Annotated in this window: 24 protein-coding genes; 15 read left to right on the top strand and 9 right to left on the bottom strand. The window is 27.7% G+C overall.

Features of this window, described 5'->3' with window-relative positions; all coding sequences use genetic code 11:
* Nucleotides 1-462 precede the first annotated feature (462 nt).
* Entirely contained in the window at nt 463-765 is a 303-nt protein-coding gene (locus AVBRAN12642_RS08285; protein WP_336607644.1) for a phage head morphogenesis protein, read from the top strand.
* Nucleotides 766-808: 43 nt separating this feature from the next.
* The gene (locus AVBRAN12642_RS08280; protein ID WP_336607643.1) at nt 809-1,360 is read left to right on the top strand and encodes a hypothetical protein; all 552 of its coding nucleotides are present in this window, start codon (nt 809-811) and stop codon (nt 1,358-1,360) included.
* 251 nt (nt 1,361-1,611) lie between these two features.
* On the opposite strand, the gene AVBRAN12642_RS08275 is transcribed toward AVBRAN12642_RS08280, so the two are convergent.
* Complete coding sequence (locus AVBRAN12642_RS08275) at nt 1,612-1,797, bottom strand: hypothetical protein (RefSeq protein ID WP_336607642.1); 186 nt, start codon at nt 1,795-1,797, stop codon at nt 1,612-1,614.
* Between the two features lie 5 nt (nt 1,798-1,802).
* Nucleotides 1,803-1,985 (bottom strand): hypothetical protein, encoded by a 183-nt coding sequence (locus AVBRAN12642_RS08270; protein ID WP_336607641.1) that lies wholly within the window; start codon nt 1,983-1,985, stop codon nt 1,803-1,805.
* A 623-nt stretch (nt 1,986-2,608) separates the two neighbouring features.
* Here AVBRAN12642_RS08270 and AVBRAN12642_RS08265 point away from each other — a divergent pair.
* Complete coding sequence (locus AVBRAN12642_RS08265) at nt 2,609-3,967, top strand: alanine/glycine:cation symporter family protein (RefSeq protein ID WP_214119668.1); 1,359 nt, start codon at nt 2,609-2,611, stop codon at nt 3,965-3,967.
* 44 nt (nt 3,968-4,011) lie between these two features.
* On the opposite strand, the gene AVBRAN12642_RS08260 is transcribed toward AVBRAN12642_RS08265, so the two are convergent.
* The gene (locus AVBRAN12642_RS08260) at nt 4,012-5,025 is read right to left on the bottom strand and encodes a hypothetical protein (RefSeq protein ID WP_336608202.1); all 1,014 of its coding nucleotides are present in this window, start codon (nt 5,023-5,025) and stop codon (nt 4,012-4,014) included.
* A 167-nt stretch (nt 5,026-5,192) separates the two neighbouring features.
* Between AVBRAN12642_RS08260 and AVBRAN12642_RS08255 the strand changes: the two genes are divergently transcribed.
* A complete protein-coding gene (locus AVBRAN12642_RS08255) occupies nt 5,193-5,645 on the top strand; it encodes a Dps family protein (protein ID WP_336607639.1) in 453 nt (150 codons plus the stop codon).
* 25 nt (nt 5,646-5,670) lie between these two features.
* Here AVBRAN12642_RS08255 and AVBRAN12642_RS08250 read toward each other — a convergent pair whose 3' ends face one another.
* A complete protein-coding gene (locus tag AVBRAN12642_RS08250) occupies nt 5,671-6,042 on the bottom strand; it encodes a DUF4878 domain-containing protein (RefSeq protein ID WP_214118775.1) in 372 nt (123 codons plus the stop codon).
* Nucleotides 6,043-6,051: 9 nt separating this feature from the next.
* On the bottom strand, nt 6,052-6,651 hold the full coding sequence (locus tag AVBRAN12642_RS08245) for a YigZ family protein (protein WP_239803348.1): 600 nt from the start codon (nt 6,649-6,651) through the stop codon (nt 6,052-6,054).
* A 35-nt stretch (nt 6,652-6,686) separates the two neighbouring features.
* Here AVBRAN12642_RS08245 and AVBRAN12642_RS08240 point away from each other — a divergent pair, with 35 nt between their 5' ends.
* Nucleotides 6,687-7,166, top strand: coding sequence for a hypothetical protein (locus tag AVBRAN12642_RS08240; RefSeq protein ID WP_336608201.1), 480 nt, complete (start codon nt 6,687-6,689; stop codon nt 7,164-7,166).
* 30 nt (nt 7,167-7,196) lie between these two features.
* Here AVBRAN12642_RS08240 and AVBRAN12642_RS08235 read toward each other — a convergent pair whose 3' ends face one another.
* Nucleotides 7,197-8,264, bottom strand: a complete 1,068-nt coding sequence (locus tag AVBRAN12642_RS08235; RefSeq protein WP_336607635.1) for a DMT family transporter — start codon at nt 8,262-8,264, stop codon at nt 7,197-7,199.
* Nucleotides 8,265-8,585: 321 nt separating this feature from the next.
* On the opposite strand from AVBRAN12642_RS08235, the gene ureG reads away from it, so the two are divergent.
* Genes ureG through AVBRAN12642_RS08200 form a run of 7 tightly spaced genes read left to right on the top strand, consistent with a single transcriptional unit; the run spans nt 8,586 to nt 13,458 of the window.
* A complete protein-coding gene (gene ureG / locus AVBRAN12642_RS08230; protein ID WP_336607634.1) occupies nt 8,586-9,197 on the top strand; it encodes an urease accessory protein UreG in 612 nt (203 codons plus the stop codon).
* Nucleotides 9,194-9,928, top strand: a complete 735-nt coding sequence (locus tag AVBRAN12642_RS08225; RefSeq protein WP_336607633.1) for an urease accessory protein UreD — start codon at nt 9,194-9,196, stop codon at nt 9,926-9,928. Before ureG ends, AVBRAN12642_RS08225 begins: the two co-directional genes overlap by 4 nt.
* Before the next feature lie 43 nt (nt 9,929-9,971).
* A complete protein-coding gene (locus AVBRAN12642_RS08220) occupies nt 9,972-10,274 on the top strand; it encodes an urease subunit gamma (RefSeq protein WP_214118762.1) in 303 nt (100 codons plus the stop codon).
* A 9-nt stretch (nt 10,275-10,283) separates the two neighbouring features.
* Nucleotides 10,284-10,595 carry an urease subunit beta gene (ureB, locus tag AVBRAN12642_RS08215; protein WP_214118760.1) on the top strand — a complete coding sequence of 104 codons (312 nt, stop codon included), beginning with the start codon at nt 10,284-10,286 and terminating at the stop codon, nt 10,593-10,595.
* A gap of 9 nt (nt 10,596-10,604) precedes the next feature.
* A complete protein-coding gene (gene ureC / locus AVBRAN12642_RS08210) occupies nt 10,605-12,311 on the top strand; it encodes an urease subunit alpha (RefSeq protein WP_214118758.1) in 1,707 nt (568 codons plus the stop codon).
* Nucleotides 12,312-12,319: 8 nt separating this feature from the next.
* Nucleotides 12,320-12,760 carry an urease accessory protein UreE gene (locus AVBRAN12642_RS08205; protein WP_214118756.1) on the top strand — a complete coding sequence of 147 codons (441 nt, stop codon included), beginning with the start codon at nt 12,320-12,322 and terminating at the stop codon, nt 12,758-12,760.
* Nucleotides 12,760-13,458, top strand: a complete 699-nt coding sequence (locus AVBRAN12642_RS08200; protein WP_214118754.1) for an urease accessory protein UreF — start codon at nt 12,760-12,762, stop codon at nt 13,456-13,458. Before AVBRAN12642_RS08205 ends, AVBRAN12642_RS08200 begins: the two co-directional genes overlap by 1 nt.
* Nucleotides 13,459-13,522: 64 nt before the next feature.
* Here the strand turns inward: AVBRAN12642_RS08200 and AVBRAN12642_RS08195 are convergent, their stop codons facing one another.
* Nucleotides 13,523-14,791, bottom strand: a complete 1,269-nt coding sequence (locus AVBRAN12642_RS08195) for an MFS transporter (RefSeq protein ID WP_336608200.1) — start codon at nt 14,789-14,791, stop codon at nt 13,523-13,525.
* 146 nt (nt 14,792-14,937) lie between these two features.
* On the opposite strand from AVBRAN12642_RS08195, the gene AVBRAN12642_RS08190 reads away from it, so the two are divergent.
* Entirely contained in the window at nt 14,938-17,970 is a 3,033-nt protein-coding gene (locus AVBRAN12642_RS08190) for a hypothetical protein (RefSeq protein ID WP_336608199.1), read from the top strand.
* A 23-nt stretch (nt 17,971-17,993) separates the two neighbouring features.
* On the opposite strand, the gene AVBRAN12642_RS08185 is transcribed toward AVBRAN12642_RS08190, so the two are convergent.
* Both AVBRAN12642_RS08185 and AVBRAN12642_RS08180 read right to left on the bottom strand, forming a co-directional pair.
* Nucleotides 17,994-18,752, bottom strand: a complete 759-nt coding sequence (locus AVBRAN12642_RS08185; protein WP_214118746.1) for a class I SAM-dependent methyltransferase — start codon at nt 18,750-18,752, stop codon at nt 17,994-17,996.
* A gap of 9 nt (nt 18,753-18,761) precedes the next feature.
* The gene (locus tag AVBRAN12642_RS08180; protein ID WP_214119677.1) at nt 18,762-19,532 is read right to left on the bottom strand and encodes a MetQ/NlpA family ABC transporter substrate-binding protein; all 771 of its coding nucleotides are present in this window, start codon (nt 19,530-19,532) and stop codon (nt 18,762-18,764) included.
* A 298-nt stretch (nt 19,533-19,830) separates the two neighbouring features.
* On the opposite strand from AVBRAN12642_RS08180, the gene AVBRAN12642_RS08175 reads away from it, so the two are divergent.
* Together AVBRAN12642_RS08175 and AVBRAN12642_RS08170 are read left to right on the top strand one after the other, a co-directional pair.
* Nucleotides 19,831-20,946, top strand: coding sequence for a Cj0814 family flagellar-dependent secreted protein (locus tag AVBRAN12642_RS08175; RefSeq protein ID WP_336608198.1), 1,116 nt, complete (start codon nt 19,831-19,833; stop codon nt 20,944-20,946).
* 61 nt (nt 20,947-21,007) lie between these two features.
* Nucleotides 21,008-21,668 (top strand): hypothetical protein (locus tag AVBRAN12642_RS08170; protein WP_336608197.1); only part of this gene is annotated, 661 nt, incomplete at its 3' end.

Here is a 21,668-nt window from a genome sequence, read left to right as displayed (position 1 = left end):
ATTTAGATAAGGATTTATAAGAACAATTTTAAAAGTCCTTGAAAACTCAAATTCTTATGAAGACGCTGTGAATAAATTACTTAATTAAGGCATAAAACAAGACAAACTAGAAAACATAATGGCCCAAGTTTTACAAATATTAGTTTAAAGGCTTAAGCGATGAATGATTTAAGCAATATTTTTAAACTAAGCTCCTTTAGATGCAATTAAATACTTTGATGATAAATTACCTAAAGATTATGATTTAGATAAACTTCGCTTTAGTGCATATAATCGCACATTCTTAATTAGTGGGATAAATGAAATTGAAACACTTAAAAGAATGCATAGCATACTTAAAAAAAGGCTTATGTAAATGGTACAAGCTTTAAAGATTGTGTATAAGAGCTAGAAAGCATTAGCGGACTTCATAAACACCATTTAAAAGTTGTCTTTAATCAAAACCTAAGATAAGTATATGGTTTGGCAAGATATGAAAAACAACTAATTAGCGATAAGCCTTACTTAAGATATGTAGCAATTATGGATAATAGAACTAGAGATAGTCATAAAGCCTTTCACGGACTTATTTTACCTAAGGAGCATTATTGTTGGCGTAACAATTATCCACCGAATGGCTGGGGTTGTAGGTGTAAAACACAGGTTTTAAGCCTTGATGAAGCAAAAGATAATGAAGCTATAAATATTTATAAAATATATTATTTTATAAATATTTTTATTTTAAAAACAATACAAGCTAGTTTAAAGGTGAAATTTTATTTTTAGTGTATTATTAATTTATAATTTACAAAAACAAGTATGAAAGTTTATGAAAAAATTATTTTTTATATTTTTATGTTTTACGATTTTAAATGCTGATATAAAAAGCTTAAAAGATAGCTGTTATGATGGAGATTTTGAAGCTTGCGGGACTTTAGCTTTAATGTATGCTAAAGGTGATGGTGTGAGTATGGATAAAAAAACAGCAGCATTTTTTTATGCACAAGCTTATAATATTTTATCCGAAGAGCCTAAAAGTGAGTCTAATTTTCATAAACAAAACGCAGCTAATTTATCAATAACAATTTCTGATATTTCTGCTTTTTATGTAGCACAAGGTAGATTTGCTAAGATTAGCGATATGACCTATGCACCTATAAATCCTAATGGAGAATTTTTAATAAATGGCATTGCTTGTATAAAAGTAAGTTCTAAAGATGGTATTTTGCGTATTAAAAATATAAATACAAATGATAAAAATTGTAAAGAATTTTTCGCAAGTGATGAAGCAAAAAAGCTGCTAGATAAAGATTTAAATGAAGTTAGTGAGATTGAATATGACTTTAGTGATAATAAAATCTTATTTTTAGAATTATTATAAAAATTATGATTTAGATTGCTACTCTTTAAAAATCAAATTCCTAATTGAAATTCTAGAGCATTAAAAGTATTTAAAAGCTAAGTTTAGCTTAATTTTATTGTTAAAATAAATTAGACACTAAAATGTTTGAAATTCCTTAATATGTTTTAAGGTAAAATTTTAATTTTTAAGAGTTTAAGTTATTGCATTTTATTAATGAAGCTTGGAATTTATCCTTAAAATAAATTCCAATAAATCTTAAATTGTAATAACTAAAATTTGTACATATACCAAGTATTGTTTATATTTATAAGGTCAATTTCTTTAGAAAAACTTTCACCATTATTAAATGTTACTTTATATCTAACTCCAGCTTCGCCTCCTAACTCATAGTCTAAGTTTGTTTCTATTGATTTAATACTACCCATTTCTTTAATGCCCTTTGCATTATAAGACATTTTTTCTAATAAATTTTTTTATCTTCTGATTTAAAATTAAAGCACTTAACAGCTTGTTTATCTTCTTCAATCACTAACTTCAAACATTTTTTAACTACAATATCTGGAGTATCATCAGCTTTAGGAGTATCACTCCCGCAAGCAACTAACATAGATGCAAATATTGCAAAACTTAATAATTTTTTCATTTAATCTCCTTTTGATTTGGTTTAAAGCCTAATGTTTTGCATTATGCTTTTTGTAAAATCAGTATAATACCCCCCCCCACATTCTTAATCTTTACTTAATTTGTATTTGAATTTATTTTTTATAATTTGAAAGGTTGTAGTAGAATTAGGTTTGCAATTTAAAATCTAATTTGCATATATTCTAAGTATTTTAGAGTTTTTAATAATGCTCTAGCTTAGCTACTCATTTTTATTGTTTATTAATTAAAAAATTATTTAATTTAAAATATTTTATTTATACTACAAATAAGTTGTGTTGATAAAATTGATTTTATAGCCTATATAAAAGCTATATTTTAATATTTATATTTTTTAAGGAATTTGAATTAATTTTTATTTTGCCAAGATATTGGCGTATTTAAAGAATTTTTTAAATAATGTTTTTACAATTTATTTTTAAATTAATGAAAACACAATTTAATTATTTTATTTATTTTAATAACGCTATTTTATTAATATTTTATAATTAGTAGTATTTATTGCTTAAATTTATTAAATTAGATTGCAAAAGAATATTAATTTAAGCAAAATTTTTACTTTTTTTGTTAGACTTAAAACTTTTTAATTTATAACAAGGTTTTCATATGGATTTTCATCAATTTATTGAGCAAATTAATGGAGTTTTAGTTGCTTATGTTCTTGTATTTGCCTTAGTTGGAATAGGTCTTATTTTCACTATTTATCTAGGTTTTCCGCAATTTCGTTATTTTAAAGAAGGCTTGAGTGCAAGTTTTGGAGATTTATTCAAAAAAGGTAAGAAAAAAAATTCCGGAATAACAGCCCTACAAGCTATGATGATTTCAATTTCAGCACAAGTTGGAACAGGTAATATCATAGGCGTTGCAACTGCTATTAATTTAGGTGGAGCAGGAGCTATATTTTGGATGTGGGCTAGTGCATTTTTGGGTATGGCTACAATTTTAGCTGAAGGTGTTTTAGCACAACGCTACAAGGTATGGCAGCACGGACATTATATCGGAGGTCCTGCGTTTTATATAAAACTTGGTCTTAAGAAAAAATTAGGTGCTAATACTTGCAATTTACTCGCTGGATTTTTTGCTATTGCAATTATTGTTGCACTTGGTTGTGCTGGTCAAATGACACAAAGCAATTCTATTTCAGGTGCAATTCATCAAGCTTTTGGAGTGGATTTGAAAATTACAGGAGCAATTACTGCAATTATCGCAGGATTTGTGGTGATTGGCGGGGTTAAAAGGATTGCTAGATTTGCTGAACTTGTAGTGCCTTTTATGGCTATATTTTATGTTTTGGTTGCAGTTTATATTTTAATAGCATTTCACGAAAATATAGGCAATGTATTTTCTATGATTTTTAAACAAGCTTTCGGACTTGAAGCAGTAGCTGGTGGAGCTGTTGGAATTGGTATTAAAGAAGCTATTAGATATGGGGTTGCAAGGGGACTTTTTGCAAACGAAGCAGGTATGGGAAGCACACCACACGCACACGCAAGTGCAACTACTAAAAATTCTGTTTCTCAAGGTTTTGTGGCAATGCTTGCAGTATTTATTGATACAGCATTTATTTGCACAGCAACTGCTCTTATAATCTTACTTAGCGGAGCTGATTTAAGTCTTAGCGGTATTGAGCTAACTACTTCGGCATTTAGCATTGCTTTTGGTAGTATTGGTGTGAAATTACTTGCAATTTGTCTTGTGTTTTTTGCATTTACAACCATTATTGGCTGGTATTATTTCGCTCAAATTAATGTGCAATATTTATTCTCAAATAAAGCTTTACCTATATTTAAAATAGTGTTTGTTTTATGTATTTTTATAGGTGCTATGCTAAAGCTTGATTTGGTTTGGAGTATTTCTGATTTATGTAATACTTTAATGGTATTACCTAATGTTTTAGCGTTATTTTTATTAGCTCCAGTAGTTAAAAAAGAATTATTAAAATTTAACGAAAGTAAGAAAAAATAAGTTTTATTCCTATTTCAAATTCTAGAATTTGAAATAGGATTTTTTTATTTTATTTGAGTAAAATTCATACCATTTATTTTTATTTCTACATTATCGTTAAAGTCTTTAGGTAATTGATTTTCACTTTCTTCTATAGCTTTTAACATATTATATTTGTTTTTAACTTTTAAACTTTGCTCAAATTTGTGTGGTGTATTAGCAAAAAAACTATCAACAATTGGTCTAAATTGTTCAGGGACTTTATCAATATTTTGCATTACATATTCTTTAATAGCTTTTAAGTTATTGTTAATATTTATTTTGCTTTCAATTGAATTAATTAATAAAGATTCTGCAAATTCTTTATTATCCATATCGTATTTATCAAGTGTATCTACATTATCAATCTTATAATTATCAATATTATAAGTAATATTTAATTTATCACATATTTCAAAGAATTTATCTAATACATCTAAATCTATTGCAAAAGCTAATTCATTTTTATTATGTTTGCCGATTAATTTAAATTCAACCTTAACATTTCCATTATTTGCTATATCTTTTGTTTTAGTGATTGTGTTGATAGAATATTCATCTTTTGCTAGTTCTGGAAGTATTCCTAATTTATTATCAGAAATAGCCAACATACTAGCAAATCCTACAGCTATTTCACCTAGTTTAATTGATTTTATTTCACTTTTATAAAAACTTTCTTTAGGAGTATTTGCTGCTAATTCTTTTATGCTAACACTTCCTTTTTTATCTCCAGTATAAAATCCATTTGTTTCAATTTTTATTTCTTCAACACTTAAAACTTTTTGATTATTTATAATAACATCAATACCTTTGCTCTTACATTCTGCATAATCACCTTTATTTTCACATTTGTAATCACTAATATTTACATTAGATGGAATTTCAAACATAGCAGTTAGAACTTTTAATTTTTCAATTTCGTTTTTAATAGAATTATTTAATGAAGTTTCAAAATTTTTAACCTGCTCATCACTGATTTTGTTTCCACAACCAATAAACATAATAGCTACTGCACTAAGTGCTAATAATGATTTTTTCATATTTCTCCTTTTTTTTATAAATTTGTTAAGAATATCAATTTATAGTTAAATAATACTAGTGAAAATGAAAAATATTTTTAATTTAAATAATAAAAATTATTAAGTAATAAAAATTAATTAATCTATTTTTGTTATAATGCAATACAAATTCAATTAAAGGAGACAGAATGTCATTAGAAAAACAATTATTACAATTACAAGCTGATGCGCACGCATTATTTTTAAAGTTTCATAACTACCATTGGAATGTAAAAGGATTACAATTCTTTGCACTTCATTCATATACTGAAGAAGCATATGAAAAAATGGCTGAAATGTTTGATGATTGTGCTGAAAGATTATTACAATTAGGACATAAAGCTATAGTTTGCCCAAAAGAATTAATGGAAACTGCAAAAGCTCCAAGAACTGATAAAACTTGCTTTGAAGCTACTGAATTAGTTGGACTTATATTAGCTGATTATGAATACTTATTAGCTGAGTTTAAAAAGTTAAATAAATTTGCTGAAGAAGCAGGAGATACAACTACTGCAGCTTATGCTCAAGAGCAAATTGCTAGTTATGAAAAATCAATTTGGATGCTAAAAAATACAGGTGCAACAAGTTGTTGTGTAAAATAATTTAAAGGCTTGATTATCAAGCCTTTTATTTTATAATATCTGCTGACATTTTCCATAAATTATCAATTTTTACCATTTTTCTCTTTTCATTTTTAACAAAACCATTATTAAATTTAGTAATAATTTGCACTTCAGCACTATTATTAGAACTATTTAATATATCTACTTTAATTTCTGCAATTCCACCATAATTATTAAATAATTTAGGTAATACATTTTCAAAATTAATACTTAATTGTCTTTGAAATTCATTTTCATAATAAAAACATTTATCAAAAACAGCTTCACTTGGTTGATTAGAAAGTTCGTTTAAGCAATTTTTGACACTTTTTTGTATATCTTCGTTTTTACAAGCACTTAAAAATAATAGGCTAACAATCATCATATATTTTTTCATTTTATATCCTTATAATTTATTTAAAATTAATCTTAAATCTATCAATTCTTTTTCTAATTCTTCTAATTCATCTGTGCTAAGTTCTAAATAAAATACAACATTTGCTCCAAAATCTTTAGAATAAACGATATTTAGTTTATCTAAAATATAACTTAATTTATTTATTTGGCTATATTCAAGTTCTATATAATATGATTCTTTTTTTATATAATTAGAAAGTAGATTTAGCTCATTAGCTTTTGAAATTCCTAAATTAACTGCGTTTGAATATGCTCTTACAAGCCCGCCAACTCCTAATAATGTTCCACCAAAATATCTTACTATATAACAAGCTGCATTTACAATATTAGCTCCCCTTAATACATTAAGAGCAGGTGCTCCACTACTTCCTTTAGGCTCTCCATCATCACTTTGATTTTCTACAATTTGCCCAAATTCATTTAATACTCTACTAGCATAGACTACATGAACGCATTTAAAATGCTCGGCTCTTAATTCTTCTTGTCTAGTGCGAACATTTTCGTTAATATTAAGTGGTTCAAAATAGCATAAGAATTTAGAACCCTTTACTTCAAAACTATCAAAACAAGGTGATTTTAAAACTTTCATTTGCTAATATTAGCGTTTTTTATTAAAGGATTAATATGAAAATAATTTTTAGTTTTATATTATTTATATTTTTAGGATGTAGTTCTTTAATAAGCGGTGTGGCTTCTGTCGCAACTTCTGTTGCTGTTTTTGCAATTACAATTCCTATTAAAGTTATTTATAGTGTTGGTAAATCAGCCTTAAATGCAGCTAGTTCTAATTCAAATTCAAATGATACTAAAATTGCTAAAAAAGCATTAGAGCAAAAGAATTTCAAAAAAGCTTATGAATATTACGCAAGAGCTTGTAATGATGATGAGCCTATGGTTTGTGCCTTAGGAAATTATGCTTATACAAAATGTGAATTATTAAATGATGGTTGCAAGATTAATACAATAATAAATAATAACGCTATAAAATATTTTAGTGCAAAATTATTTTTAGATGAATCAAAAGAGCTTAGCGGGGAAAATAAAAAAGCTTATATAAATATAGCTTGTAGTTACGATAATAGTATAAGTAAAGATTGTAAGTAATCTTCCTAATAATTTAGGAAGATTAAATATTTACTTGCCTCTAATTTTATTCATTAAAGCAGTAATTAAGCCGTTTTGGTAAGCAACAGCAAGAAGTGCAATCACAACACCAACTTTTTGTAATAATGATGAGCTTTCGCCAAACATAAGAGGTCCGATTAAAGCAACAGTAGCTATTGGACTTAAGATTAATAACCCAGCACCTAAAGTAGGGTTTAGTTTAACTGAACCATGTTGAGCAAATGTCCAAGCAGCAGCTTGACCTGCAGTTCCTAAAACTATCATCCATAACCAGTTCATTCCAGTGATAGGATCGCCTAAAGCCACATTACCAAATGGACTTGTAACGCTTTCTATAGCAGCTTGTGGTAAGTGCATTGCTTTAATACCAGCAGCAGTATCAACCATAACACCTTGGTCAAATATGAAGCCATTTCCTGTGATTAAGAACGCCCATACAACAGGAGCTACAAGCTGAGCAGCACTTGAGATTAAAATAGGTTGAACAACTTGTCCATTTCCAATTCTTCCTGCTCTTCTGCTAGCGAATAAGTAAATTCCATAGCAAAATCCTGAAGTAAGACCGCAAATTGTTCCAACTGCCATAATACCAGTACCAAATACTTCTTGAGGGCCATTTGGATCAACTATACCATTTTCTAAAGCACCACCAGCTAAGATAACACCAGCAAGCATTATAGGTGCTATGAAATAATAGCTAAATGGAATTCTTTCTCTATCTGTAATGAATGCTAAAGCTGGCAACATAATTACTTGAATATTTAAAAGAATTGAAGCAATTCCTGAACCTACAAAGAATATTGAATAATTCCACGCAGTAAAGTCAATCCCTAATACAAGTCCAGCTAAAATAGATAACAATACACCTTTTTTGGTAAGTTTACCAATTTTTTTTGCTTCCATAATCGCAAAAGGGATAAGGCAGATAGTTCCTATCAAGCAACGCATAAAAGCACCTGTAGCTGGGTCAAAGTTAGATAACTTTTGCCAAGGTGCAGTAAAAGAAAGAAATAAAATACCGATTAAGAATATGACATAGGTCATACCTGTGGCATTTCCTCTTAAATCATTATTCATGATTTACTCCTTAAAATTATTGTTAAATGATTTTTATCTTTTTGAAAAACAAAAATACATTTTCCTATTGTAGATTGATTAAAATTAAAATAATCTTAATCTTTATAAATAATTTATTGTTTTTTTTTTTTTATTTAAATTTATGCAAAATTTATATAAAATATGAAAATTATTTATAAAAATTAAATAATATATAATTATTATAAATAAATAATTAATAATAAAATTATATATACTTTTTAAATTTTAAATAATTCAGCAATTTTTAAGCTTTTTAAAACTAAACTAAAAGCCAAAATTAATTTTTTTTAAAGGATTGTTATGAAAAAACCTGTCATTATAGGTGTAGGTGGTCCTGTTGGAGCTGGTAAAACTCTTTTAATAGAAAGATTAGTAAGAGTTATGAGTAAAGATTATGAAATAGGCGTTGTAACAAATGATATTTATACAAAAGAAGATGCCTTGTTTTTAGCGAAAAACAGCGTTTTACCACCAGAAAGAATTATAGGTGTAGAAACTGGTGGGTGTCCGCACACTGCGATTAGAGAAGATGCTTCAATGAATGAAGCTGCATTAAATGAATTACAAAAGAAATTTAATTTAGATTTACTTTTTTTAGAAAGTGGTGGAGATAATTTAGCTGCTACTTTTAGTCCTGATTTAGTTAATTTTAGTATTTATGTAATTGATGTGGCACAAGGTGAAAAAATCCCACGCAAAGCAGGTGCTGGAATGATTAAATCTGATTTATTTATAATTAATAAAACCGATTTAGCTCCTTATGTTGGTGCAAATCTTGATATTATGAAAAGCGATACTTTACATTTTAGAAAAAATAAAGACTTTTTCTTTACAAATCTTAAAAAAGATGAGGGTTTGTCTGAAGTTATTAATTGGATTGAGAAAAATTGTCTTCTTAAAGGCTTAGAGTGAGCTTATTAAAAATAACACTTGAAAATAACCATTTAAAAGAGCATTACCAACAAGGTATGCAAAGGTTAATTCAAGTTCCAACTAGATTTGGAGAAGATAGCGAAAATGAAGATTTTTTTGCTTATCTTAGCACTTTAGGTGGTGGTTTTGTAAATCAAGATAATTACGCTCAAAGCTTTAAATTAGTTAATTCTAAGGCTACTTTAAGTTCTCAATCAAATCAAAAAATATATAAAGGCACTTCTAGTTTAAAAACAAATATAGAACTTGATAATAATTCTATTTTGGTTTTTCATAATGATGCTAATATTTTTTATCAGAATTCAAATTTTTCAAGCAAAACTACTATTTTTATGAATGATAATTCAAGATTATTTTATTTAGATGGTGGATTTTTAGGCTATGCAAATTCGCAATTTAGGGCAAAATTATCTTTAAGAATATTTATCAATAATAAATTAAGTATTAATGATATATTTTATTATAACTCTAATAGTAGTTTAAATTCTCTTTATAATCATAACTATTTTTATACATTGATTATAAAAGGCGATGTGGAATTTAAAACAATTCATAATGAGAATTTAAAAGCTCATTCAAGTATTATTAATAATACTAATATTATTAGAATTTCATCAGATGATAATGATTTAGCTATGAAATATATTAATGATATTAAAAGCAATTTTTTGCATAAAGGAGGTATGAAGTTAATCTTAGCAAGACAATAAAAATATAATAATTTTATAAAACTAATTTTGTAAAGGAGAAATTATGACATTAACAAAAAAAGAGCAAGAAAAACTCTTATTAAGCTATGCAGCAGTAGTTGCTAGAAAGCGTTTAGACAATGGTCTTAAGTTAAATTGCCCTGAAGCAATTGCTATTATAAGTGATTATGTAATGGAAGGTGCAAGAGCAGGTAAGAGCGTAAGCGACCTTATGAACGAAGGTAAAAATGTTTTACGCAAAGACCAAGTTATGGAAGGTGTTGCTGATATAGTAAATGAAGTTCAAATTGAAGCTACTTTCAAAGATGGAACCAAATTAGTAACTATCCATAATCCAATTAACTAAGGAGGAATTATGAAATTAGGTGAAATAATTTATGCACAAGGTGATATAGTTTGCAACGAAGGTCGTGAAAGTATAGAAATTGAAGTTGTAAATACAGGAGATAGACCAGTTCAAGTAGGTTCTCATTATCATTTTTATGAAACAAATAAACTTTTAGAATTTGATAGAGAAAAAGCTCGTGGAAAGCGTTTAGATATTATTAGTGGAACTGCAGTTCGTTTTGAACCAGGTATGAAAAAAAGTGTTAAGTTAATTGATTTAGCAGGTAGTCGTGAAGTTTGGGGACAAAATTGCAAAATCAATGGTAAATTAGATAAATAAGGAGCAATAATGTTTAAAATAACTAGAGCAGAATACGCATCTCATTTTGGACCAACTACTGGTGATAGTATAAGATTAGCTGATACAAATCTTTTTGCTAGAGTTGAAAAAGACTATACAAAATATGGCGAAGAGTGCAAATTCGGTGGTGGAAAAACTCTTCGTGATGGTATGGGTCAAAACTCAAGATTTTTAGATAAAGATGTAGTTGATTTAGTAATTACAAATGCACTTATAATTGATTATACAGGTATTTATAAAGCAGATATAGGTATTAAAAATGGAAAAATCCACGCAATTGGTAAAGGTGGAAACCCTGATATTACTGATGATATTGACTTTGTAACTGGAGTTGGCACTGAAGCACTTGCAGGAGAAGGTCTTATAGTTACAGCAGGTGGGATTGATACTCATATACATTTTATAAATCCTGAACAAGTTGATGAAGCTTTAAGCAATGGTATTACTACTTTATTTGGTGGTGGAACAGGTCCAAACGATGGTTCTAAGGCTACAACTTGCACCCCTGGTATATTTAATATAAAAAGAATGCTTCAAGGCACTGATGATTTACCTATTAATATAGGTCTTTATGCTAAAGGTCATGGTTCTAATGTAGAAGTGAATTTAGAACAACTTCGTGCAGGTGCAGCAGGACTTAAAATTCACGAAGACTGGGGAACTACAAAAAGTGCTATTGATAACGCATTAAAAGCTGCAGAGATTGCTGATGTATCAGTAGGTATTCACACAGATACATTAAATGAATATGGTTGTGTAGAAGATACAAAAGCAGCAATTAATGGTAGAACCATTCATACATTCCATACAGAAGGTGCTGGTGGCGGTCATGCTCCTGATATTATTAAATTAGCAGGCGAGCCAAATATTTTACCAGCTTCAACAAACCCAACAATGCCATTTACGGTTAATACTATTGAAGAGCATTTAGATATGTTAATGGTTTGCCATCACTTAAGCAAAAATGTTAAAGAAGATGTTGCTTTTGCTGATAGTAGAATTAGAAAAGAAACAATCGGTGCTGAAGATGTATTACACGATATGGGTGTAATCTCAATTATGAGTAGTGATTCTCAAGCTATGGGAAGAATTGGTGAAGTTGTAAGTAGAACTTGGCAAACAGCTCATAAGATGAAAATCCAGCGTGGAGCATTAGGTAATGATAGTGAATATTCTGATAATGAGCGTATTAAAAGATATATTGCAAAATACACAATAAATCCAGCAATAGCAGCAGGAATTTCTACTTATGTAGGTAGTGTTGAAGTTGGTAAAATCGCTGATTTAGTATTATGGGATCCAAAATCATTTGGAACTAAACCTAAATTAATAATTAAAGGTGGATTTTGCTTACATTCAGTAATGGGAGATAGCAACGCATCAATTCCAACTCCACAACCAGTAATGCATAGAAAAATGTTTGGTGCTTTAGGTGTTGCATTACACGAAACTTGCTATAGTTTTATGTGTAAAATGGCAGTAGATGCAAATGTTGCTAAAGAATACGGAATTAAAAAACAAGTATTACCAATACAAGGTGCAGCTAGTGCTAAAAAATCTGATATGAAATTAAACAACGCAACTCCAAAAATTGAAGTTGACCCACAAACTTATGTAGTAACGGTTGATGGAGAAGTTGCATATAGCGAACCAGCTACAGAATTACCACTAACTCAAAGATATTATTTATTTTAGGAGAAAAAATGATAGTAAAAACCATACTAGGCAATATAAAAGATTATGATACTAAAGGCAAAATGATAGATAATGTAAAAGTTTCGCCTGATGATAGATTAAAACACATACTTCGCTTAACAAGTGATAGTGGAGTAGAAATTGGCATAAGCCTAGATAATGGTCATTTTCATAATGGCGATGTTTTAGGCGAAGATGATAAGAGAGTTTTTGTAATAGAATGTTTGCCACAGAGTGTAATTTTGATTAAGCCAAAAGATATGATGCAAATGGGTTTTGTAGCTCATTCAATAGGCAATAGACATATGCCTGCTGTTTTTGAAGATGGTTTTATGATAGTTGAAGATGATTATTTAATAATTGAGTGGCTAGAAGAAAATCAAGTAAGCTATGAAAAAACGCAAAAAGTTTTGCGTCATGCTTTAAAACACGCGAGTCATCATCACTAATGTTAGGGCAGTTTTTATTTGATAGTGCCTTTGCAAATGGTGCTTATTCGCATAGTTTTGGTTTAGAAAGCTATATTTCTTGGGGCGTTGTAAAAGACGCTTCAAGCTTTCAAAAATGGTTAGAAAGTTATATGCTAGATGTATTTGCTACTAGCGATGGTGCTATTTATGCTATTGCTTGTGGTTTAAAGGGTAAAAAATTAAGTTTATTAAAATTAGCAAAAGTAGCTAATTCATCAATGGCTAGTGCTGAATGCAAGGCTGCAGGTATTAGTATGGCAAGAGCTACTTTAAAAAATACAGAATTTATGCACGATGAATATGCAAGTTGGTATTATAAGGCTTGTGAGAACGATGAATTTTGCAATCCTGCTATTGCTTTTAGTGTTTTGGGGCAAAATATGGCTGTTGAATACGCATATTCAAGTATAAAAACACTAACTCAAAATGCAACTCGTGCTATACCATTATCTTATAAAAAATCAAGCGAGTTATTACATATTAATTTAGATTTAGCTAAACGCTCTGCTGATAAATCAATGCAAATTGCTAAAAGTTTTATAGAAAAAGGATTTTTTAGTTTGCAATTATTAGATGAAAATGATTTAAATAAATATCATTTGTTTTCTACTCATCATGAATTAGATTTAGGAATGTTAGCTCACGAAAAACTTGATTTTAGATTGTTTATGAGTTAAATCATTAGAATTTGAAAATATAAAAAAAGGTAATAAATTAATAATTTATACCTTTTTTAATCTATTAAAATAATTTTTGTAATTCTTCTTCGCTTAGTTTCTTAGAATTATATTTGATTAAATAAATATCATCTTTTTTATTAATATCTATAACAAATTCGCTTTCTTTTAAAGGAGCTTTATTAGATTTATAAGTCTTAAAATCATTAGGATTATCCATAGTTTTTAGGATAAAAAACCAAATAGCACAAACAAAAGCAATCAGCATTAAAAACTCATTTTCCAAATCAGCGTGCATAAAAATCCCGCATAAAAACGCTCCTAAAAACGAGCCAAAATATCCGCAAGAATTTGAAAATCCTAATACTAAACCTTTTTGTCTAGCTTTGCAAATCTTAGAAATTGAGCTTTGCATAATAGGCTCGTGCAGACAAAATGCAATAAAATATAAAACAACAGCTAAGAAAAATAAATAATAACTAGAGCTTAAAAATATCAAATATGATAGGAAAAATAATGCAACTCCGCTTAATAATATAGTCTTACTTTTGCCTTTTGACTCGCCAACAACTCCACCAACTCCCATAGCCAAAAATCCAAAAAACATAGCCACGCTATAAATAATCCATAAATTATCACTATTTTTATGAAATATATTTACATAAGCTAAAGGAATTAGCATAAAGGTGCTTGAGCTTAGCATTTTTTGTAAAAAGCAAGTTAGATAAAGTTTATTTAAATTAGCACTTATGAATGCTTCTTTAAAAGGGATTTTTTCTTGTTTTATAATTTCTTTTTCTTTAGGTAAAAAGGCTAATAATACAATACATAAAACGCTTAAAATCGCACTTATATAAAATAAAGCCCCAAGCCCTAAAAAACTAGCAATAACAGAACCCAAAATAATAGCTACAACAAAGCTAAGTCCAATAGCTCCACCCATTAACGCCATTGCTTTTGCTCTATCTTTTTCGCTAGTTAAATCAGCAATCATAGCAGTAGCAACCCCGCCAATTGCTCCCATACCTTGTAAAACCCTACCAACAAGCATTGTATAAATATCACTTGCACTTGCACAAATTAAACAACCTATTATAAAGATTATTAATCCCATAAGCATAGTTTTTTTACGACCGATTTTATCACTTAATGCTCCAAAAGGCACACTAAAAATCATTTGAAAAATTGCGTAAATTCCAACAATAAGTCCAGCCAATACATCATTAGCTCCGTTTAACTTATGCGAATACAAGCTAATCACAGGTAAAACAATAAAAAGCCCAAAAAATCTTGAAGCAATAATAAAACTTAAAATCAAGGTATTTTTATTCATAATCTATCCTTTTTGATAAAAGATTATTTTACTCCTAAATTTATTTACCACTAATTTATCTAAATAAATTTTATTATTTTATGCTATATAATTTACAAAAAATTTATGCTAAACTAACGGAATTTTATATATTTTTGGAGTTTTATTTGAAAATTATTATATTACTTTTATTTAATTTGTTAATTTTTGCAGATGAATTAAAATTCGGTATCGTATATGCTATTCAAGACAAAAATTATTCTAAACAAATAAATGATTGTTTATTAAACCCATCTTTAGGCAATGTTAATGGTTATAATGAGTTTTTAGGAGATTATTTAAAATTATGTTCTAGCTTAGGAATAAAGGCAGAGAATAATAAAATAATTTATTGTTTAAATAATGATAAAAAGCTCAACGGGGGGGGGTATTTAGATATAATCAATGCTAAAGCAAATCCAAATACATTAGAATTTTATTCATCAAGTGCTGATGATAATTCTTATAAGAGCTTAATTAATTCTAATCAAGATAGTTTTTCATTTATAGTAGAAAATAAAAATAATATTAAAACATATATAGAAGAGCTTTATAAATTGTATTCAGTGGATACTACTGGTAGAATTAAAATAGAATATAAAAAGACTTTAAATGATGCTGTTTATTATCTAATTGACCAAAGTCCTATAAAAACTACAAATAATGAAGATAATAAATTAATTAACGACTTTTATAACTACATAATAGCAAATCCAAGTGTTAATATGACTAGTGATTGGGAAGACAGATTTAAGCAAATAAGAAATATGCAAGCTAAAAATTCTCATATTTTTTATAGTGATATTTTTAAGGAAAAGGCATTTTTAAAGAATTTAAGAGCTGCATATAATGAATACTCATCATATCCTTTACCTAGACAAAACGAAGGTAAGTGCTATATTTTTGATATTTTTGCTTATGATACAAGTAATTTAGGTAAGAATGTAATTAGGTCTAGTAATTTTAAATATTCTCATCAAAATAGTAAGTATTATTCAAGTGATTTGATTACAAATTATAGTATTCATAAAAGCTCTCTTGTTAGAAAGGGTATATATGAATCAACATTCGCAGGAGAAGAAGTTAAATTTAGTATTAATTTAAGAGCTTTAAATGCGATAGCTAAAGGCGAAATTAAATTAAGTTTTTATCCAGACGCTAGTAATTTAGAAATTAAAAATGAAAAAATCTATTTAAAGGATAGAAATAAAGCTTTATTAAAAAGAGAAGCTGACGCTAAATATTATATGAGTGGTAGCAAACAATCAAAATGCCAATTAAATCTAGTAGAAAATACTAAAGAATTGGTTTTTAATTTAGGCAATTGTTTAATTAATCAAAAAAATATTGAAATCACAGAAAGAATTAGGGGTTTTGAAAGACCTATATTTCAAGAAAGTGGTAAAAGTATAATCAAAGGTTCTGTAGGTATTCCTTTAGTAAATGATTATCAAAATATATATACTTTATATACCAATAATAATGAAAAAGTAATTATAAATAATGCTAAAAACTCTAATGCAAAAAAGGCAAAATTAGTAAATACTATGCTAGAAAATGAAGAATATTTCATAGGGCTTAGCAATAATTATTCAAATATTAGTAGAGTTTATATTGACTTTTTGTCTAATTCTAATTTTGAAATTCTTAATGTCTATAATGCAAATTCTAAAATAGATAAAATCACTGAAGGTGCGTGTGCTGGTAAGTATTTATTAAATGATGAATTAATCCTTAGGATAAAGACAAATCAAGCAATCAAACAAACAAGTATTAAATATAATCAGTATTTTGAAAAGACTAATCAAAACAATGAATTAGTATGCGAACAAATGATAAATGATAATTATAACTATACTTTTGCTAGCAATGATTTTGCTATTAGACCTAAAGAATTTAGTTTAGGCATTTCATCGTTAAATCAAGAAGCATTTCAAAATACTTTAAATAGTTTTGTATCAAGAGAATTGAAAAATTATTCAAATCTAGCAATTGGAATAGCTAATTTAGTGATTAGTTATGATAATACTACTAAAAAATTTGCCTTATTAAATAATGAAAATAATAAAATTACAATTTTTGCTAACGACAATCGTGTAAGAAATAAAGAAAAATATGGAGTAGCTTTTATAAATAATGGCAAGTTTGATTTAAATATTAATTTTCCTTTAGCTACTGATGGTTTAATAGAATTAGCAGAAACTAATTTTACAAAACACGACCAAGAATTAGATATTTGTATTCAAGATGAATTTGATTTAGATAGTGCAAATACTTTAAAAAATGGAAAAATTTCTTGTTTTATACCTATTAAAAAAGCCTTAAATATTGAGTTTTTATCACAAACAAAAGCTATTAAAAACGAATATATAACTTGCAAAAAAGATATGCAAAAATGCAAACTTAATCAAGACAATTCAATAGGTATTAAAAATATAGCTTATGATAAACTTATGCTAGGAGATAATGCGGGCTTGGTTTATAATCTTTATTTGTTAAGTTCAAATTCTAATAACAAATTTGTTCCAACAAAATTTAAAAATGATATAAATTTAATGATAGATGTAGGCAATTTAAATGGTTTAGTAGTCAATGAAGGCAATTTAAAAACCTTACATATTAGCAAAAACGATTTAAATCAAGCATTTAAATTGGCTTTTAATAATTTAGGAGAAAATACAAGATTATCTAATCTAAACGAATACTCGCAAGATGAGGCAAGCTATAAAAATACTACGCAATTTACTTTCAAAAAGGACAAGCCAAGACCTTTACAAAAGGTTACAATCAGTGTCTATGTAGATGGTAAAGATGAGTTTAATATAACTTATAATAATGTTTATGATATAGCTTATACAGGCTTAATGTTTAAAGATATTAATACTACTAATCAAGCTTTAGAATTTAAAAAAGATTATGATTTTGGGTATTATGATGAGGTAGATGGGAAATTAAGTTTTATTAAAGATAATATTATTTTAGATGATTTATTGTCTAAAATTGACTTTATACCAACCTATAATAGCACTCAATTTATTAATAATAGTTTTCATAATATTTCAAATTCTTCATACACAAAAGATACTATAAAATTTGTTCCTAAAGCAGGATTTGAGTATCTTTTAAATACTAAAAATACCTTTACAATAGAGTTTAAATAATCTTAAGCCCTTTAATATGGGGCTTATTTTTCTACGCAAAATAAAGCCCAGCTTAATTCTTGTTTGATTAAATCTTTATCATTTTCATATAGATTTTTTAGTTTTTCAATTTGAATATCATTTAGTTTTTTATAAGAAAACTCAACGCTTTTTTGTAAATCTTCATAAGTTTTATAATAATTTTGATTTTTTATAGTGATTTTATTTAAAGTGAAAAAATACCCAAGCTCATTTAAAATATTTGCAGCGTAAATATAATTAGGCGTTGCAATTATGTCTAAATCAAGGGCATTTATGATTTTTTCGTGTATGTAAGAATTGTCAATTTTATATGTAAAATATAGCCTTTTTTTAGTGCAGTTTAAAAGAATTTGCAATGCTTTTGCTAGGTCATTAACATCTAAACACCTACTAGCAAAAACCAAATCCCAACTACCATCTAAATCATCATAAGAGCCTTGAATTATCCTTGCATTAGGGCAATTTATCTTAGCAAACTCAAGCATTTTAGGAGAAAAATCACATAAAGTAATATTATTTATTAAAGAGTGCTTGGCTAAAAAAGCACTCCCACAAGCAAAATCAAGCAAACTATCACACCCACTAAAATCAACTTGCTTTAAAAATTCTCTCACATAAGCTTCGTGTTTTGCGTAATCATTAAAACTTTGAGCTTTTTTATCCCACTCACTTGCGTCCTTACTCTTAAAATCACTCAAATTCTTTTGCTCAATATAAAGATTTTTAAATGATATTTTAGAAAGATTGTTTGCTTTTAGCATAAATTCTCCTTAAAAACTTGGAATTAATATATCTTTAAACTTAGTATTTAAAAACTCTCTCATTTTTTCACTTCTCATAGCCTTAAGCAAAGCTTTAGTTTTAGGGCTATTTAAATCATTGGCTCTAACAGCTAAAACGCTAGCATAATCACTATCGCTACTTTCGTGCAATATAGAATCCTTAATAGGATTTAGTCCTGCTAGTAGGGCGTAATTTGTATTAATTATCGCTAAATCACATTCATTAAGTGTTCTTGTAAGTTGTGGAGCTTCTATTTCTTTTATTGTAAGTTTTAATGGATTATCTTTAATATCTAATACTGATTTTGTGCTAGATTTTGCATCTTCATTAAAGCTTATTATATTATTTAAGGCTAGTAAATCTAAAGCCCTAGCACCATTAATAGGGTCGCTTGGTATATAAACTAAGGCATTTTTAGGCAAATCTTTAATATCTTTAATAGTATTTGAATACGCTGCCATTGGACCTAGAAATATTTTTCCTGCACTAACTAGATTTGTCCCTCTTTCTTCGTTAAAACTTTCTAAAAATTGTCTAATTTGAGTAAAATTCGCATCTAATTCTTTATCATTTAGAGCGTAATTTGGGACTATGTAATTATCAAATTCTATGATTTCTAGTTTGTATCCTTGATTTTCAACCAAGTCTTTTACATTTTCTAAAATCATAGCAGTTGGATATGGAGTTACTCCGATTTTGATTAATTTTTCATCAGCATTTAAGCTTAATAAACATAAAAATATTAATAATTTCTTCATTTGTTTTCCTTTAATTTTCAAGGTGCTTACCGCACAACAATTAAAGAAAATGTTTTTACATTTTCTTTCTAGCCCACGCTTGCTTTTTATTCATTTTTGCGTCTAGCTAGAAAGTTTAGCTAGACGCTAACGCATCTGCATCATTTATAATCCTTTTTAATTTTTTAAAGCTAATCTTAATTATAAATATTAAATAAAATAATAAAAATACTTATATTTTTTATAAGTTGTGTAAAAAAGTAACAAAATATTAAGGAATGATTTTTGCTTTTTTAAATAAATATTTAAAGGAGAGCAAATGAAAATAGAAAGTATTTCAATTTTTGATGAAGCCAAACTTCAAAAAGCTCAAAAGGCTGCAGGTGTATCATTTTCATCTATTTTTGCAAGCGAATTTGCAAGGGTAAATCCTAAGCTAGAAACGCAAGCACAGTATTCGCTAGATAAAGACATAATAGACGCTTCAAATATCTTTATAGATAGGTTTAATAATTCAAGATTTAAGGTATTTGATAATACTCACGATTTAACTAAGCTAAATTCTAATATATCTTGGCAAGGAGATTTAACAAAAGCTAAGATTTACAATGCTACCGAGTTTGGCTATAGCGTTGATAGCAGTGGCTTTTTAGGAGCTGATTTTAACAAAGCTGCAGGCTTACCAAATGATTTTAAAATCCATTCAAGCACACTAAAAGAAATCTCAAGACAAAATAACCTAATGACTATGCCACAAGTTGGGATTTTTAATAATATTTATGAAAATATTGATTACGCAGACACTATTAAACACCAATTTAGATTATACGAGCAAATTGTAGGAAATGTAGCCGAGTTTAGCAAAGATGATATTGCTAATATGCCAAATTATGTTGATTTGGTTGGACTTAAAATCAATAATGGCTATACATTTGATTATTCACACGCAAATGTTGTCAATAAGTATTATGAGAATAAGGAAAATGCTTTACAAATAGGCTTTAAGTTTGATTATGATTTAAGTGTAAATAATAGCAGAAAGCTTAATTTTGATTTAAGTCCTTATATAAAAGATGGCGAGATTTCTAATGCAGGATTATTTGTAAGTTTTCTAGGTGGCACACAAGGGCTTAAGGTAAGCGATAGTGGGGCAACTAAGATTAAAGATGAATATAAAGAAAGAATGATTATAGAAGATGCACTAAGTAAGCTTAATCCAAATGAAGGCATAGATATTTCAAAGCTAGAATTATTAACAGGACTTAGCAAGGAAAAAATCCAAGATTATTTAGATAAGTTTGAAGATGAGAAAAAATTAAAAGAAAAGGTAAGAGAGTTAAGTCAGAGCCTAGCAGTAGATGCTTTATTAAACAATAATTATTCAAATGATTTTAGGGCTAATGCTAAGGATTTTTATAAAAGAGTTCAGATATAAATTAAATATCTATTAATATTTTTTTAAACCTACCGATATAGAAAAATAACGGGGGTTTAAAATGCAAATATCAAATAACAATTATATAAATTATCAAACAAATATTAAAAATCAAATTCTAACCACTCAAACTCCTAAAGATAATCTAAAAGAACAAATCGCAAATATTTTAAAAGACGCCCCACAAGATGAATGGGGCACATACGATCCAAATGCTGTGCTTAGTAAAATAGGAGCTTACGAAAAAGGCAGTAAGATTTATGAAGCCTTAGAAAACGAAATGCTAAAAGGAATAATTACTTACGGAAAAGACCCAAACGAAGAAATATTAAGCACAAAAGATTCTCTTAAAGTAAATAAGTGTGATCCTGCTTGGGTTGTATCACTTAAGCTAGAAGTTCAACCTTTGTTTAAATTTGAAAACAATTCAATATATCAAAGAGCTTTTTATCAAAATAACGATGATTCAAAAGAGCTTTTAGAATTTTTAAAAGAAAATCCCATAGACAAACTATCTTTAAGTGATAAAAAATTTAAAAAATCATTTGAAGATAATGATAATAGATTAGAAATGTTGTTTGCAAATGAAGAAATCAGCATAGAAGACTTTAAAAAAGAATATTTAAAATTAAAAGCTTTTTATGATGAGAATAAGTTAAAAGAAGAAAAAGAAGAACAAACTAAAGAAAAACCATTCGAAGCCATAGAAGTAAAAGGCACAA

The organism is Campylobacter sp. RM12642, assembly GCF_020137635.1.
In the GTDB taxonomy this organism is placed as follows: Bacteria; Campylobacterota; Campylobacteria; order Campylobacterales; family Campylobacteraceae; genus Campylobacter_E.
The sequence above is the reverse complement of the archived record's forward strand: the minus strand, read 5'-3'. Positions and strand labels throughout refer to the sequence as shown.